This is a genomic window from Flavobacterium arundinis, assembly GCF_038289855.1.
GTDB lineage: Bacteria > Bacteroidota > Bacteroidia > Flavobacteriales > Flavobacteriaceae > Flavobacterium > Flavobacterium arundinis.
The window spans coordinates 80862-96011 of sequence record NZ_JBBYHR010000008.1; the positions used below are offsets into that span (position 1 = coordinate 80862).

Below are 15150 nucleotides of genomic sequence, written 5' to 3' on the forward strand. Positions count from 1 at the left end.
TTTATATTAATTGGAATTCGGGTGTCTTTACCATAAAATTGAACAATCGCAGCACACCGTTTTCAGCCCCTTCGGCGGCGGGGTTAAAATCGTACTTAAGCATAGTCTCGAAATCGCCCTGAAGATTTTCATCCACCTGGAATAACAGCCTGTTTTTCAAATCTGATATTATTGCTTTATTATTGCCTTTCCTGTCCCAGTTTAATTTTATATCAAATTTCTTAAGGTTGCTTTTCTCCTCCGCACCAAAAACATTAAGCAGCCTGCTGTCGGCAACCGTATTTTTGCAAAGCAGGTCGGCAACATTCTGGCGCTGCAAATAGATCTGGGTAGCCAGCCAGTAGGTTCCGCCACTCCATCCTTTTACGTTAGGCTGGTTAAAAAGGTCCATCCCCTGGCCTTTCGCAAACTGCGCCACCATTTTGCTGTTTATCTCCTTAATGTCCAGCTCATCCAGCAATTGTAATATAAACACCATCGGGTCTTTTATCTTGGAGCCCGATGTCGGCTTATCAAATTCTTCAGTGAATATCTTCAGTAGGAAAGGCTGTATCTCATAATCCTTTTCCCTTAGGTAATCGCCGTAGTATTTCACAAGCGCTGCAGGGGGATTGTCGTAAATGAACCACTTCAGTATTTTCTCGGTAATGTGGTAGGGCGCGTTTTTTTGCTTAAAAATAATATCCACCATATCATCCACTTTAAAGTTCCCTTTCTTCCCGAAGTATTCAAAAGGCTCATTATTTTCGGCTGAGGGGCGGTAAACCCCTCCTTTATCACCCATGCTTAGGCCAGCGAGGCCTTTAGCGCCGTTCTTTATATCCTGCTCTGTGTAGTTGCCTATACCGATAGTAAAAAGCTCCAGCAGCTCGCGGCTCAGGTTTTCGTTAAATTTCCCTTTTACATTGTTGCCGTTATCAAGGTACTTGAGCATCATATTGGTACGCAGCACTTTTTTAGTGAGCTCCCGGAAGTTCCCGAAAGCATTTTCCCGCAATACCATATTATGGGTATACACCCAGTAGTTTATCCGGACCTTGCCGAAAGTGGCAACAAAGTGATTGTGCCAGAACAAAACCATTTTTTCACGCAGTGGGAATTCGTCCTCCCGCATTTTATCGATCCACCAGGCTTTGAGGGCAAGATTGATTTGGGATTCTTCGGTGCGGGATTTCTTTGCAAAATCGCTGTTGCCTTTTAAACCTTCTTTTGAAGCCCTGACCTCGTCGGGAGTTTTGGGCTGGCCCGCCATGAAAGCGGGCAGGGCGGTATCCGGCTTTTGCGCAAAGGACTGCTCCAGGAAACGCTTTATACCGTCTTTTTTTATTTTCGCGGCCTGCTTACCGCTGAATCCGAGGCGTAATGACCAAAGTGTCTGAGTGTCCATAGTGTTGCGTTTTATAGCGTACCGTTTGTTATTAGACTATCAAAAAGGCAAAAAGTTTACAGCCTCCTATTTATTTTTTTCTGCCTCGTCCAAAAGGTCGCTCAAATGCACCCTAAGCGCCCTTACCGAGATACTGATTTCCCAGAAGGAAACAGCCAGCGAAGTGAGAAGCAGCAAAAGGCTCAACCCGAACACGTATGCACCCCAGTCCATGATACCCCCAAAAAGCAGCGCCATGGCAAAAACCGAAAAAAACAGGCTCAGTACCCCATACATCTGCATGTGGCGGATGAGCGTGAGGCGCAGGCTAAGGTTTTTAATTTCTACCAAAATACTTTTGTTGCGGTTCTGCTCATAACTGGTCTTAAGGCCGCGCACGATTGTCGCAATGGTAAGGAAGCGGTTGGTGTACGCCAGTAATATAAGCGAAGTGGCCGAGAATAAAAGTGCCGGTGTTTCTATGGGGAGGGTCATTGAATTTTTATTTTTTATTGATTATTTTTTATTGAGGTGGGAGCGTGATGATCGTAAATGCATTTCATAATCAAAGATACATAAACCTATAAAAAAAACCTGTAGCTCTCACCACAGGTCTTTCATCATCCCGATAATTATCGGAACTGATAGTCTATTATCTCTTATCTAAAAGTCTATTATCTAAAAATCTTACTTTATCAATTCAAAGCTCCTCTTCACAAATGCCGTAAGCTCCTCCCCTTTCAACAGGTTCTGGCTTAACCTTGCAAGGTCGAGTGCCTGCTTAACCAACGCTTCCTGATGGGTTTTATCTTCGGTGCTTAGGATGCTTGACGACAGCTCGCTATTGGTATTCACCACAAGGTTGTACATATCGGGGAAGTTGCCCATCCCGAACATACCACCGCCGCCGCTCTGGCTCATCTCTTTCATACGGCGCATGAATTCCGGCTGCGTGATCATGAATGGTGCAGCGCTGCTGTCCATTGCCTCCAGCTGTACCGAGTAGCCCGATTTCGGAATGAATTCCTCAATTGCGGTTTTCAGCTTTTCTTTTTCCTCATCACTCAGTTTTGATATTTGCTCCTCATCTTTTTTGATGATCTTGTCAATATGGTCGGCATCCACACGGGCGAATGTCAGGTTCTCATTGTCAGCCTCGAGTTTTTGGATAAGGTGCGATACTATTGGCGAATCCAACAACAGTACTTCATAGCCTTTATCCTGTGCCGCTGCAATGTAGCTGTGTTGTGCATCTTTATTGGATGCATACAGCATTACCAACTTACCGTCTTTATCGGTTTGTGTAGCGGCCAGTTTTTCTTTGAGCTCTTCCAGGGTGAAGAATTTACCGTCAACTGTTGGGTACAATACGAACGCGCCTGCTTTCTCATAGAATTTCGGTTCGCTCAGCATACCGTATTCCAATACGATTTTGATATCGTTCCATTTTTGCTCGAAATCCTCACGGTTTTCGGTAAATAACGATTTCAGCTTGTCTGCAACTTTACGCGTGATGTAGTTGGATATTTTCTTAACCGCGCCATCAGCCTGAAGGTACGAACGCGATACGTTCAGCGGGATATCCGGGCTGTCTATCACGCCGCGAAGCATGGTAAGGAATTCCGGCACGATCCCTTCTACATTATCGGTAACATATACCTGGTTTTGGTACAGCTGTATCTTGTCTTTCTGCACTTGGAGGTCGGAAGACATTTTAGGGAAATACAAAATACCTGTCAGGTTGAACGGATAGTCAACATTCAGGTGGATGTTGAATAACGGCTCCTCAAACTGCATCGGGTACAGCTCATGGTAAAACTCCTTATAATCTTCGTCCTTTAGATCAGCAGGCTGTTTAGTCCAGGCCGGGTTCGGGTTATTGATGATGTTATCTACCTCAACTTCTTCTGCTTTATAATCTTCAGGAGCGTCTTCCGGTTTGGGAAGCGTTTCTTTTTTCGTGCCGAATTTAATCGGTATCGGCATAAATTTGTTATACTTCCTCAGCAATTCGCGGATGCGGCCTTCTTCAAGGAATTCCAGCGAATCTTCGGCAATGTGCAGGATGATCTCAGAACCCCTGTCAGTTTTGTCAGACGGTTCCAGCGTAAACTCAGGGCTGCCGTCGCAAGTCCAGTGTACCGCAGGCTCATCCTTATACGATTTGGTGATGATCTCTACCTTTTCGGCCACCATAAAAGCAGAATAAAACCCAAGCCCGAAGTGCCCGATAATACCTGAATCTTTGGCAGAGTCCTTATATTTTTCAAGGAACTCTTCAGCGCCCGAAAAAGCCACCTGGTTGATGTATTTCTCCACTTCTTCACCTGTCATACCGATACCCTGGTCGGTAATGTGCAGCTTTTTGCCCTCTTTATCGATCTTCACCTCGATGATAGGGTTGCCATACTCTACTTTGGCCTCTCCGATACCGGTAAGGTGTTTTAGCTTAAGTGTAGCATCTGTTGCATTGGACACCAGTTCACGCAAAAAAATCTCGTGATCGCTGTATAGGAATTTTTTGATTAAGGGAAATATGTTTTCTACCGAAACATTTATTTTTCCTGTTGTCATAAGTGAATTGTTTTTTAATGTTTGTAATCTATAGCAGTCAAATAAGATACCAATAGTTTTTTGGTGACAAATTGACATTTCAGAATATCGCCGGATGTCAGAAATAATACGATTACAACTGTTAAAGAAAATGATTTTAAGAAAAGATTAGTACAGAGGAAATCACGGTATTACGACAATTCATAATGCCTTTAAAATTAGAGATTTTCTCCCTCTGACACCTTTAATTATTAGAAAAAATAAAGTATTTCCTGTTAAAAAAATGGCACGGCTATTGTAAAGTATCCCACAATCTTAGTAACTTTAGTCCTCAAAACAGAAAATCTAAACTTAAACCTGATTAACGATTATGAAAAAATTTCTCTTTCTAAGCATGTTCGTGCTTGCACTGGCATCATGCGGGTCACTTGATACAAAATCCCAATCGGGCCTTAAAGGCAACTGGACGATTTCGAGCGTAACCTATCCCAACGCTGACTATATCAAGGTGACCTCTTTTGACATTGCCGACTCCAAATGTTTTGAGGGCAGTTCATGGAATTTTGTATCTATGAGCAACAAGGGTACCATGAGCCTTAACAAAGCCGGCTGTCCTGCTTTTAGCAGCCCAATAGTATGGACAATAACCAAAGACGGTACTTTCACCCTAAAAATAACTGAAGGCGAAAAGGCAAAAAGGGTAACCGATGGCTATTTCCTGAAAGTAAGAAACCAAACCGAGAGTTCGTTTGAGCTTGTTGACAACGTGAGCGTAGGCGGAAAAAATACAGAAGTGGTGTACCAGTTCTCTAAAATGTAATCAGTAAAACAATAAATAATACCAGTATGAAATCAGTAAAAATTTATGCAATGGCAGCTGCCTTTGCGCTAAGTATAGGATTCACATCGTGTGAAGCAGTAAAAAACACCAGTAATACACAGCGTGGCGTAGCGATCGGAGCGGCAGGCGGCGCGGTGCTTGGCGGTGTATTGGGCAACAACGTAGGTAAAGGCGGCAACACAGCACTGGGCGCTATCATAGGTGGTGTTGTAGGTGGTGCAGCCGGTGGCCTTATAGGCAACAGGATGGACAAACAGGCACAGAAAATAGATCAGGCGCTTCCCGGTGCAGAGGTTGAAAGGGTTGGCGAAGGTATTAAGATCACACTTGGTGAAAACTCAGTGAACTTTGACCTTAACAAAGCAACCTTAACTGCTAAAGCCAAAGCTAACCTTGACAGGCTTGTACCGGTATTCAACGAATATCCTGATACCAACATCAATATCTACGGATATACAGACAGTACAGGAGCGGACGATTATAACCTAAAACTCTCGGAACAAAGGGCAACGGCTGTAAAACAGTACCTGGCAACAAAAGGAATCAGCTCTGCAAGGATTACTACATCAGGCCTTGGCGAAGCTGACCCAATTGCTGATAATGCCACAAAAGACGGACAGGCATTGAACAGGCGCGTTGAATTTGCCATCACAGCAAATGAGAAAATGGTTAATGACGCGAAAAAAGAAGCGGGTCAATAATCTAAAGGAACATAGTATTGTAACGGGGCTGCCAATTGGCAGCCCTTTTTATTTGGATTATATCATCCCGGAAATTATAATTTTTCTTACTTTGCATGAAATTTTAACGTTTATCCCTTTATGAGAAGATTTGCCCTTTTACTTTCTGCCTTTGTTTTGCTTACTGCCTGTAAAAAAGAAGACCATGGAGATGCCAACCTGCACATTACCGGTAACATCAAAGGACTTAGCCAGGGCAAGCTGTACATACAAAAGATTGTGGATACTTCTCTGGTAGCTTTGGATACTATTGTGATAGATGGCAAAAAAGGCTTTGAAAGCCACGTGAAAATCGATTCACCACAGATGCTTTACCTTTTTCTTGACAGGGGACAAACGAATTCTGTTGATAATAACCTCCCGTTTTTTGCTGAGCCAGGCACTATGACAATTGAAAGCAATAATGAAGAATTTTTTGCGAGGGCAAAGATTACCGGCTCCAAAAACCAAAAAATCTATGAGGATTATATAAAGATAAAAAACCGATTTAACAACGACAATCTCGACCTTGTAAAAAAGAATCTTGAAGCTTCAAAGCGCGGCAATGTAAAGCAACTGGACAGCGTAATGGCAAAATCTGACCAACTGTTGAAACGCAGGTACCTTTATACCGTAAACTTCGCGCTTAAGAATGCCGACCATGAGGTGGGGCCTTACCTTGCCCTTTCCGAAATTTATGATGCCAATATCAAATACCTGGATACCATCCGCAAAAGCATGTCGCCAAAAGTAGCACAATCACATTACGGAAAAATGCTAACCCAGTTTGTAGCCGACAGGAAAAAGGCGGAGACCACTGAATAAATACAGTAACCAATACAATAAGCAATGAGAAAAAGAAGCAAAACATTCCTTTACTTTTTTGTTGCAGCGCTGCTCCTGCAACTTATTGCCATATTAAAGTTAGTATTCCTGCCGGAAACGATTGACACATCGTTCGACATGAATATATATGACACGTATTATGTAATCGACGAATTTACCTTAATTGAAACTGTTACCGGTGTCTATTTTTTACTGGGCCTGGGCTATTGGATACTTTACAGGCTTAAAAGGAGGCCGAACATTACCCTATCGAACATTCATGCCCTCGTTACGGTTGGCGGGCTTGCCTTTTACCTTATAGCTTCGCCGGTAGCAAGTTTTATCGAAGATGATTCTTACAGCAGCTATTACCGCAATAGCGATACGCTCCTGATACTGCTCATTCCGCTTGTTGCTATAGCACAGGTTTTGTACATTATCAATATTTTTATCGGTATCCAAACGCCATACCACAGGCACAAGCGCAGAAAAACCGAATACTGACATGAAAAAGCTATTGCTACTATCCTGCCTGTTCCTTGCAATTTGCAGCCGTGCGCAGGATGTGCAAAGGCTAAACGCAACCTATACACCGGCCGAGATCATCATTACCGACCTGAATGCCGACAGCCAGAACGATACCATAAGCCTCTATGAATTGCCCGCTGCCGATGGCCTCGGGAAATTCAAAAAAATGAACGTATCGGTGAACGGCAGGCGTATGACTTTCTTCGCCAAAGATGCATGGGATGGGATTGATGATTCTTTTGCCAAAGAGAACAACAATGCGGTAAAATCGAAACTGGCTTTTGTGTATAAAGAGAAAGAACAGTCGTTTATACTACTGTTTGGCTATCCTTATCCTGCAGCCAGGGAGGAAGTTTTTATCCTCTGCATAAAAGGACGGAATATGGATATAGTATTCCATAATAAAATTGAGGAACCGCTCAGGATGGCTGACATCAATAATGATGGCCGTGCTGAACTCATTACACAGGCCACACCGGTATTCTTATCAACTGATGCAAAAGGCCTCACAGGCAGTTACAGTCCCTACCTTGTCTACAGCCTCTCCCCAGCTTTTGGCATTGACAAAACACTTACCGAAAAATACAACCGGGAATACTATGTATGGGCAGGGATGCGTTATAGTGATGCCATTAAGGTATTTTACCCTAACGACGGCAGCAAACCTAAAATAATTAAAACCAACTAATATGAAAAAAGCACTTTTACTACTGTTACTGTTCCCCGCACTTACATTTGCGCAAAGCCTTACCGGAAAATGGGTAAGCAAAGAAGACAAAGAAAGAATGGTACAATTTAATGCTGATGGCACAATGCTGTTTATCGAACCGGATACTCCCGAAGATATGGAGGGCGTAGAAATAAAATATACCCAGACTGTGGAAGCCGGCAAAAAATACCTTACCTGCGAAATTTTTATGGCCGGTGAGAAAATGGACGGCCAGAAAAACCTTTACAAGCTGGAAGGCGATACGCTAACCATTACCGAGAACCCCGAGGATGTGGAGCCCGGAAAAAGCCCTGACAATGTTTTTATACGGGTAAAGGGATAACACCAACAAATATAAAACGCAAAAACCGCTTCATTCCTGAAGCGGTTTTTTTATTGAGCCGATAGAGGGACTCGAACCCACGACCTGCTGATTACAAATCAGCTGCTCTAGCCAACTGAGCTACACCGGCGTCTCAATACGGGTGCAAATATAATAGGGGAAATCAAATTTCCAAAATAAAATTCACACTTTTTTATTGATTTTTTTGCTTACAGCGCATTGATCTTTGCAACAAGCTGACCGGCAGTTTCTTCCAGTTCCTGGTTGATTTGTTTAAAGTGCGATTTTTTATCTTCCACTTTTTTAGCATTTACTTTTTTAACAAGGCTGTCAAAAGCAACAATTGCCTCATCTATAATAGCTTCTGATTTTTCAGATGGTTTTCCGCCTGATGCAAGCTCAGTAAGATATACTGCCTCGATAATGTCTCCTAGTACGTAGTTGATATCTTTCTTTAGATTTCTAACATTTGCCATTTCTATAATTTTTTAAAATTCTCGTGCAAAACTACAATTTATATCCCAGTGTTTTGTTAAGAAATGCATATTTCTAAAAGCGTGGCTTCACCGGAAAGCACAAACGACTTCAGGACGGCAGGTACTAATACCGTATCACCTTTGCCATAACTGAATTTTTTTCCTTCAAATTCCAAGGCGAATTCGCCTTCGGTACATATATATACCGTAAAGCTGCTACCGTCTTTGCCCACGCCCTTATCGCCTTTCAGCGGCAGGAAACTTGTGGTAAAGTAAGGGCAGTCTACCATTACATTACTCTTGTTCGGTTCCTGGGTGTATTGCTTTTGGGTGTCGGTGGTATTATAATTCATGGCATCCAATGCGAGGTCTACATGAAGCTCGCGGCCTTTGCCGTTAGCATCTACCCTGTCCCAGTCGTAAATACGGTAGGTAATATCACTCGTCTGTTGTATCTCTGCGATCACTATTCCCGCACCGATAGCATGGATTGTACCCGTTTCCAGAAAGAAGGTCTGCCCTTTTTCGGCAGGCACTTCATTCAGTATCTCAATGAGGTTTTTATCCTCTAAGTGCTTCAGATATTCTTCAGGGCTGGACTTATGCTTAAAGCCAACAATAATGCGAGAACCCTCATCGGCCTGCATTACATACCACATTTCGGTCTTGCCGAAAGAGTTATGGCGTTTTTTGGCCAGCTCATCATTAGGGTGTACCTGGATAGAAAGGTCTTCCCTCGCGTCAAGGAACTTGAACAGCAGCGGGAATTGCGTCCCAAACTGCGCATGGACTTTAGTCCCTAATATTTCCGCGGGGTATTTTTCCAGTAGTTCCGTAAGCGGCTTTCCGGCATAAGCGCCATCTTTAACCACGCTCACATCGCCGTTGACAGCAGAGAGTTCCCAGCTTTCACCTGTGGTTTTTGTCGGCAGGTTGGTTTTTCCAAGGTCGGTTTCCAGCTTGGTACCGCCCCATATCCTGTCTTTCAGTATCGGTTCAAAAATCAATGGATATACTTCCATACTCATATTATTCTCCTTTATAGGTTACAAAATTTCTTGGGGTTTCATACAGCACCACTTCCAGCGCCATGGCAGGTTCTATACGCCGCCGTATCCTGTTCCATATTACCACAGCAATATTTTCGGCGGTGGGATTCAGGTTAGCAAAGTCAGGCACATCAAGATTAAGGTTCTTATGGTCGAAAGGCGTTTCCACTTCATCGTCAATAATATCCTTCAGTATTTTCATATCCATCACATAACCGGTCTGCGGGTCAATCTCGCCGGTAACGCTCACGGTAAGCTCATAATTATGCCCGTGGAAATTGTTGTTGTTGCATTTCCCAAAAACAGCATTGTTCTGCGCATCGTCCCAGTCCTTGCGGTAAAGGCGGTGTGCGGCGTTGAAATGGGCGTTTCGGCTAACGGTGACCTTCATTAATTTTTATTTTTTATTGACTATTTTTTATTACGCTCCCCAGTTTGAAATTTGTGATTTGCAATTTGGAATTTCTACAACTTGTGTTCTTCCAAATAATGGTAAAACTCATCAAAGATAATGCGGAACCATATTGTATATTCTTCCGGATTTGCCTGCATAGCTTCCTTCACGGCATCAATACCCATCCACTTCCAGCTTTCAGCTTCCTCCCTGTTAATCTGCGGGGCATCGTTATAGTAGCCTATCATGACATGGTCCAGCTCGTGCTCGGTAAGCCCGTTATCGAATGGCGCTTTGTAGATGAACGAGAAAAGTTCTTTCAATTCAGTAGTAAATCCCATTTCCTCCCGGAGCCTGCGCGTACCGGCCTCAATATTGCTTTCGCCTTCGCGCTGGTGGCTGCAGGTGGTATTGGTCCATAACAATGGCGAATGGTATTTTTGCGCCGCACGCTGTTGGAGCATAATCTCATTGTTGCTATTTAGCACAAAAACAGAGAACGCCCTGTGCAGGACAGCCTTTTCATGGGCCTCCATTTTCGGCATCAGCCCTATCTGCTCATCCCTCTCGTTTACCAGTATTACTTTTTCTTCTTCCATAACTATATTAGCTTTCAAAAATAAGAAAAACTTTGCAGAAAGAGGCTGGTTTAACGAATGTTTAAAAAGTTGATACCGTCGAATTCGGAGATGTGTAAAACAAAGTAGAGCCGTTGCAATGAAACGGCTCTACTGCGGTATGAATGCAGATTTCAATTACACATAATTTTCAAAATCATTTATTTTCACCTTCGCTTTCAGGTCAGACAGCAGGCTGTACAGTCCAAAAAAGGTACGGTTGATATAGATAAAGTGTTTCGACCCGCGGTTGGTATTCATTTTGCGCAGTGCCTTATCGTTGGCAAGCTGTTGGCTAAAGCGCGCCACATCGTCCATAAATACAGGGTCGGAAAAATCGAATTCCTCATGCTGCAACGGACGTGTAAACACCATCAGCAGTTCGCGGAACAGTTCGGAGAAGAATTTGATATCGGCAGGCGAATCGGTTTTCCTCAGCATTTCGAGCTCGTACATTTTAGCCATATAAATGTTCTCATCGTTAAGGCTTTCCGATTTTACCAAATCAAAATAAGGCTCATAAAAACTGTCGGGTATCTTCTTCATACAGCCGAAGTCTATCGCGATAAGATTATCAGCCTCATTCACCAGGAAGTTGCCCGGGTGCGGATCGGCATGAAAATATTTCAGCTTGTGAATCTGGAACATATAAAAGTCGAACAGTGTCTGCCCTATGCTATTCCGTCGCTCCTGTGACGGATCAGACTTAATAAATTCAGAAAGATGGATGCCTCCCATCCAGTCCATCGTGATGATCTTATCGCATGAATATTCATGGTAATATTGCGGGAATTTAAGGTTCGGGATGCCGCTGCACGCCTGCCTTACAAATTCACTTTGTTCCATCTCGAGCGCATAGTCGGTCTCTTCCATCAGCTTGCCTTCAATTTCATCAAAATACTCATCGGATGTGCCTTGCAGGTTGAACATACGTATAGCAATTGGCTTCACAATGGCAATATCGGTACCAATGCTTTCCTTTACACCGGGGTATTGTATTTTTACAGCAAGCTCCCTGCCATCCTTTTTTGCGCGGTGCACCTGCCCTATACTTGCGGCATTAACAGAATCGGCAGAAAATTCATCAAACATCTCTTCAGGATAAACGCCAAAGTATTTTTTGAACGTCTTCCGTACCAATGGCGCCGAAAGCGGCGGTACCGAAAACTGACTCAGGGAAAACTTGTCTGAATAGGATTGTGGCAGCAGGTTCTTTTCCATGCTCAGCATCTGTGCTACTTTGAGCGCGCTCCCCTTAAGTTCTTTAAGCGTGTCATAAATGTCTGCGGCATTATCCATGTGCAGTTCATCCTTGGTAAACTCAGAGTTCACCATCTTTTTACCGTAATATTTCAGGTAATTCCCACCCACCTTTACACCTGTGGTAACTAACCGGCTTACCCTGTCGATCTTATTGGTAGGAATTGAATCGAGTCTTTTCATTATGCAGTGAATTTTTCTTTCCAGATGAATTTACCAAGGTCAAAGAGGCTTTGCAACGGCGAATTGTACACCAGGTCGGCTGATGCTTTAACTGATTTCTCGATGAATATATCAGTTTTCTCAAACCCTCCCGAACTATCCTGCATCCAGAATTGGAATATGGAAAGCAGTTGCAGCCAAGCGCCTTCCCGCAATGCTTTGTCCTGTACTCTTCCGGCCCGTGCATAATTGCTCACATCAAAAGGCTTTTCAAGTACCAGTTCGGCGTAGGCTGTAAATGCCTTGCGGAGCTCTTTAAGCTTTACCATGTTGCGCATGCGGCGTCCGCCTTCTTCCAGTGCAAAGATGATGAAGCTCCTGTTGGCTGTAGCCAATTCGAAAAAGGTAAAGTAAAAGGCTGATATTTTTTGGGGTCCGGAATAGTCCTCATAGCCCGGAGATTTTTCAAGGATCTCAAGGGTATGGTTGAACATTTCCAAAAAGTAATGATGCTCCAATATATCAAAAGAGGGAAAATACTGATAAAAATGTGATTCTTCAAACCCGTTTTCTTTAGCGAACTTGTAAACCGAATCCGGCTTTTTGCCGTGCATCAGGCAATAATCAGAGTACTTACTGATAATTCCTGACTTCCCGATAATTATATTTTTCTTCGTAGCCATAATATAGATTTTGTACTATAAAATTACGCATTACTATCTACCAATCACATGAACAAGTGTTAATTGTCTTTCAAATATTTTGAAAGTTCAGAAAGTTAAAACACATGATGAAAAAACGCAGAAAAGATTACGAATGGGTTTTTCATTTTGATGATGGTACTTCTTTCTTAACGATTTACATCTAAAAATGTTTCATTCAAATGAATCATTCCATCACCCTCACCACAAAAACATTATCGGGTTTGGTGTTTTTTTCGTTATAATCGCTGCACTTTTTATTATCATGTGCTAACGGGCAATTGGCGACTTTAAGCGTATCGATCCCTTTGGCTATAGCCTCAAAAGTATAGGTCGTAACACCACCGGCACCATCCGCTTTGGAATTTGAAGTAAATTCGGCACTTTTAAGTTTTACCACCTTAATATTTGTGAGCCAGCAATTACCACTCCCTGTCGACCCATTCTCATCCAGTTTGATGATAAAGGTGTCGCCAACCTCCACGCTTAAATTTCCGTTCTCTCCTTTTTTGTAATGGCCTTTGCCGTCGGTGTACCAAAGCATGGCCAGCGTGATAATGAGTGTTGCTATAAAAACAATTACCCGTATTGGTTTAATTCTCATAATGCTTTAGCTGTTTCTTTTATTAAAACGATCATCACTATGTGCTAAATAACATGTGGAAGATAATGGAATTTTGTTACACGTTAAAGGGCATTCGCAACTATTTTTATACATTTGGCGCAGTTATTATCTTATGAGAAAAATACTTTTTACACTACTGGCCTTCTTTATCGTATTTATTGCAAATGCGCAAAAGATTACTGAAAAAGACCTATTGGGAAGATGGACAATTACTGCAATGACAGTATCCGGTAATCACATGGACTTTAAAAACTGTACGATCACGGTTTCTGATGACTGGCAGAAAGACAGCCCGCAAATGACAAAAGGCGAATGGGAAGCACAGCTAAAAAAAGGCCTGGAATATTTTGGCACCGCCAATACCTCTTTTTCAGAAGGCTCAATTATGTCTTTTTATATGGAAAAGATGGAATACGGAGGCGGCTACCATATTGTTGAAGAGAACGGTTCCACCTACATACAGGATGATGTCACGCCAGGAGATAAATTCCGGATTGAGCTTAAAAACGGATTGCTGTACTGGGAACTGGCTATCGATAAAGGCAATATTTTCCACCTGACCTTTGAAAAGGCAGTTAAATAACTTTCGGGAAGATCAGGATACCAGCTTAGCTGCCTGTACGTGCATCCAGTCGTAATTGCGTTCACGGCCTAAGCTCACCCAGCCTTCCTCTTCCCAGAACTCAAACCACTTATTATACTCCGGCCTCGCGAACGTCGCCTTGTCCCTGCCCCACTTCAGCTGGTTATTTTCGGGGTCAAAATCGAGTGCGATACCCCAGGAATGAGTACTTAACTCATTGCCGCCGCGTATGGGCCGGTACATAAAGCAGCCCCCAAAATAATCCAGCCGCAGCCTTTTTATTTCGGCAATGCCATAATGCTGCAAGGTCTTGTTAAGCACCCTGAGTATACTGTCCTTCACTTTCTTATGGGCGGTTATCTTTGTTGTTTTTTTAGATGGGTCCCACGCTATTATCAAAGGATATGGCACGGTGAAGGTTTCGAGATTTTTGTTTCCCGATGCTTTGGCAGGGCCATAAAAAGCATCCAGGTCGGCCCTGCGCTGCAATGGCCAGTTGTTTGGGTTTACAGGCATCCTGTCCTCAGGTCGCCAGGGTTCGGGCGCCTTACCGTAAAGCAGGATATGCCTTAGTGCGTCATAAGCCGTTTGTGTCTGCGCACCCCACAATCCGTCCACAGGCCCGGGATCCAGCCCTTTCTCTTTTGCATACAGCTGTATGGCCCCGAAAAATTTTCTTTCGTTTGGCCAGTCCGGCTTCAGTCCGGTCAGTTTATTAAGGGCTGCGTAGGTTTTATTTCCGGGTATGCCGTCAACAATACCTGCGTTAAGGTTTTTAAGGTTAAGAAAGCGCTGTGCTATCTTTATTATTTCGGGTGTTAAATCCATAACTGTCAAATTTTTACAGCTTAAATTTAACACTTTTTAGGATACGCCTGCCATTCTTTTTGATGAAAAACAGAAAATGACGTTAAATAGCAAAAACTAATTTTACCACAAGGGCGAGAAGATTTTTCAGAAGTAGCACAAGTTAACCTTCACACTGAAAACTTGCGACTGAAGACTATCTTAATATTCCCCATCAAGATAGTACCACCGCCCTCCTTCGGTCACGAATGTAGATCGTTCGTGATGCACTTGCGCCTGTAGCCTGCTATTTAAATAATAAGCCCTGAACTCAACGATGTTTTCCGAGGCATTTATGATCTCCAGCTTTACCCAATGATTGTCTTTTGCCCATTGGAGCAGGGCACTTTTACTGTGGTGTTTCCGTACTTTGGGGGCGGTAGTTTCCCACAAGTAGTTAGCATCATGAACCGCATAGGCCGAATACCGCGAACGCATAAGCGCTTCCGCGGACGGGGCATTACTTTCTCCTGAAATATAGCGTTTGCAGCAGTTGGCAAATTCAAGGCCGGAGCCGCAGTAACAGTGATTACCTGCCATAATTAAATCCGTT

At 43.2% G+C, this 15150-nt stretch carries 19 protein-coding genes and 1 tRNA gene; 7 read left to right on the top strand and 13 right to left on the bottom strand.

Annotated features, from left to right (window positions below; genetic code table 11):
- Position 1: 1 nt before the first annotated feature.
- The 3 genes from AAEO56_RS14005 to htpG form a co-directional block, all read right to left on the bottom strand.
- Positions 2-1387 carry a DUF1800 domain-containing protein gene (locus AAEO56_RS14005; RefSeq protein ID WP_341697697.1) on the bottom strand — a complete coding sequence of 462 codons (1386 nt, stop codon included), beginning with the start codon at positions 1385-1387 and terminating at the stop codon, positions 2-4.
- Positions 1388-1453: 66 nt separating this feature from the next.
- A complete protein-coding gene (locus AAEO56_RS14010; protein ID WP_341697698.1) occupies positions 1454-1861 on the bottom strand; it encodes a DUF2721 domain-containing protein in 408 nt (135 codons plus the stop codon).
- A gap of 192 nt (positions 1862-2053) precedes the next feature.
- Positions 2054-3940 (bottom strand): molecular chaperone HtpG, encoded by a 1887-nt coding sequence (htpG, locus tag AAEO56_RS14015; RefSeq protein WP_341697699.1) that lies wholly within the window; start codon positions 3938-3940, stop codon positions 2054-2056.
- A 349-nt stretch (positions 3941-4289) separates the two neighbouring features.
- Between htpG and AAEO56_RS14020 the strand changes: the two genes are divergently transcribed.
- The 6 genes from AAEO56_RS14020 to AAEO56_RS14045 all read left to right on the top strand — a co-directional run bounded on the left by AAEO56_RS14020 (position 4290) and on the right by AAEO56_RS14045 (position 7884).
- Positions 4290-4739: a lipocalin family protein gene (locus AAEO56_RS14020; RefSeq protein ID WP_341697700.1), complete on the top strand. Its 450-nt coding sequence runs from the start codon at positions 4290-4292 to the stop codon at positions 4737-4739.
- A 26-nt stretch (positions 4740-4765) separates the two neighbouring features.
- Positions 4766-5461 (top strand): OmpA family protein, encoded by a 696-nt coding sequence (locus AAEO56_RS14025; RefSeq protein WP_341697701.1) that lies wholly within the window; start codon positions 4766-4768, stop codon positions 5459-5461.
- 120 nt (positions 5462-5581) lie between these two features.
- Entirely contained in the window at positions 5582-6304 is a 723-nt protein-coding gene (locus AAEO56_RS14030; RefSeq protein WP_341697702.1) for a DUF4369 domain-containing protein, read from the top strand.
- A gap of 24 nt (positions 6305-6328) precedes the next feature.
- Positions 6329-6808: a hypothetical protein gene (locus AAEO56_RS14035; protein ID WP_341697703.1), complete on the top strand. Its 480-nt coding sequence runs from the start codon at positions 6329-6331 to the stop codon at positions 6806-6808.
- A gap of 1 nt (position 6809) precedes the next feature.
- Positions 6810-7520 carry a hypothetical protein gene (locus tag AAEO56_RS14040; protein WP_341697704.1) on the top strand — a complete coding sequence of 237 codons (711 nt, stop codon included), beginning with the start codon at positions 6810-6812 and terminating at the stop codon, positions 7518-7520.
- A 1-nt stretch (position 7521) separates the two neighbouring features.
- Positions 7522-7884, top strand: coding sequence for a hypothetical protein (locus AAEO56_RS14045; RefSeq protein ID WP_341697705.1), 363 nt, complete (start codon positions 7522-7524; stop codon positions 7882-7884).
- Between the two features lie 56 nt (positions 7885-7940).
- Here the strand turns inward: AAEO56_RS14045 and AAEO56_RS14050 are convergent.
- The 8 genes from AAEO56_RS14050 to AAEO56_RS14085 form a co-directional block, all read right to left on the bottom strand.
- Positions 7941-8014 (bottom strand) — tRNA-Thr (locus AAEO56_RS14050).
- A gap of 79 nt (positions 8015-8093) precedes the next feature.
- Positions 8094-8360 carry a hypothetical protein gene (locus AAEO56_RS14055; protein WP_341697706.1) on the bottom strand — a complete coding sequence of 89 codons (267 nt, stop codon included), beginning with the start codon at positions 8358-8360 and terminating at the stop codon, positions 8094-8096.
- Positions 8361-8416: 56 nt separating this feature from the next.
- Positions 8417-9388: a type I phosphomannose isomerase catalytic subunit gene (locus AAEO56_RS14060; RefSeq protein WP_341697707.1), complete on the bottom strand. Its 972-nt coding sequence runs from the start codon at positions 9386-9388 to the stop codon at positions 8417-8419.
- Between the two features lies 1 nt (position 9389).
- Positions 9390-9800 (bottom strand): 6-pyruvoyl trahydropterin synthase family protein, encoded by a 411-nt coding sequence (locus AAEO56_RS14065; RefSeq protein WP_341697708.1) that lies wholly within the window; start codon positions 9798-9800, stop codon positions 9390-9392.
- 74 nt (positions 9801-9874) lie between these two features.
- The gene (gene idi / locus AAEO56_RS14070; RefSeq protein WP_341697709.1) at positions 9875-10402 is read right to left on the bottom strand and encodes an isopentenyl-diphosphate Delta-isomerase; all 528 of its coding nucleotides are present in this window, start codon (positions 10400-10402) and stop codon (positions 9875-9877) included.
- 156 nt (positions 10403-10558) lie between these two features.
- Positions 10559-11863 carry an ABC1 kinase family protein gene (locus AAEO56_RS14075; protein ID WP_341697710.1) on the bottom strand — a complete coding sequence of 435 codons (1305 nt, stop codon included), beginning with the start codon at positions 11861-11863 and terminating at the stop codon, positions 10559-10561.
- Positions 11863-12525 (bottom strand): TetR family transcriptional regulator C-terminal domain-containing protein, encoded by a 663-nt coding sequence (locus AAEO56_RS14080; protein ID WP_341697711.1) that lies wholly within the window; start codon positions 12523-12525, stop codon positions 11863-11865. The genes AAEO56_RS14075 and AAEO56_RS14080 overlap by 1 nt, the downstream gene beginning before the upstream one ends.
- Positions 12526-12730: 205 nt before the next feature.
- Positions 12731-13147 (bottom strand): protease inhibitor I42 family protein, encoded by a 417-nt coding sequence (locus tag AAEO56_RS14085; RefSeq protein ID WP_341697712.1) that lies wholly within the window; start codon positions 13145-13147, stop codon positions 12731-12733.
- Between the two features lie 133 nt (positions 13148-13280).
- Between AAEO56_RS14085 and AAEO56_RS14090 the strand changes: the two genes are divergently transcribed.
- Positions 13281-13751: a hypothetical protein gene (locus AAEO56_RS14090; protein ID WP_341697713.1), complete on the top strand. Its 471-nt coding sequence runs from the start codon at positions 13281-13283 to the stop codon at positions 13749-13751.
- A gap of 12 nt (positions 13752-13763) precedes the next feature.
- Here AAEO56_RS14090 and AAEO56_RS14095 read toward each other — a convergent pair whose 3' ends face one another.
- Both AAEO56_RS14095 and AAEO56_RS14100 read right to left on the bottom strand, forming a co-directional pair.
- Positions 13764-14579 carry a M15 family metallopeptidase gene (locus AAEO56_RS14095; protein WP_341697714.1) on the bottom strand — a complete coding sequence of 272 codons (816 nt, stop codon included), beginning with the start codon at positions 14577-14579 and terminating at the stop codon, positions 13764-13766.
- 180 nt (positions 14580-14759) lie between these two features.
- Entirely contained in the window at positions 14760-15137 is a 378-nt protein-coding gene (locus AAEO56_RS14100) for a YchJ family protein (protein WP_341697715.1), read from the bottom strand.
- Positions 15138-15150: the final 13 nt, after the last annotated feature.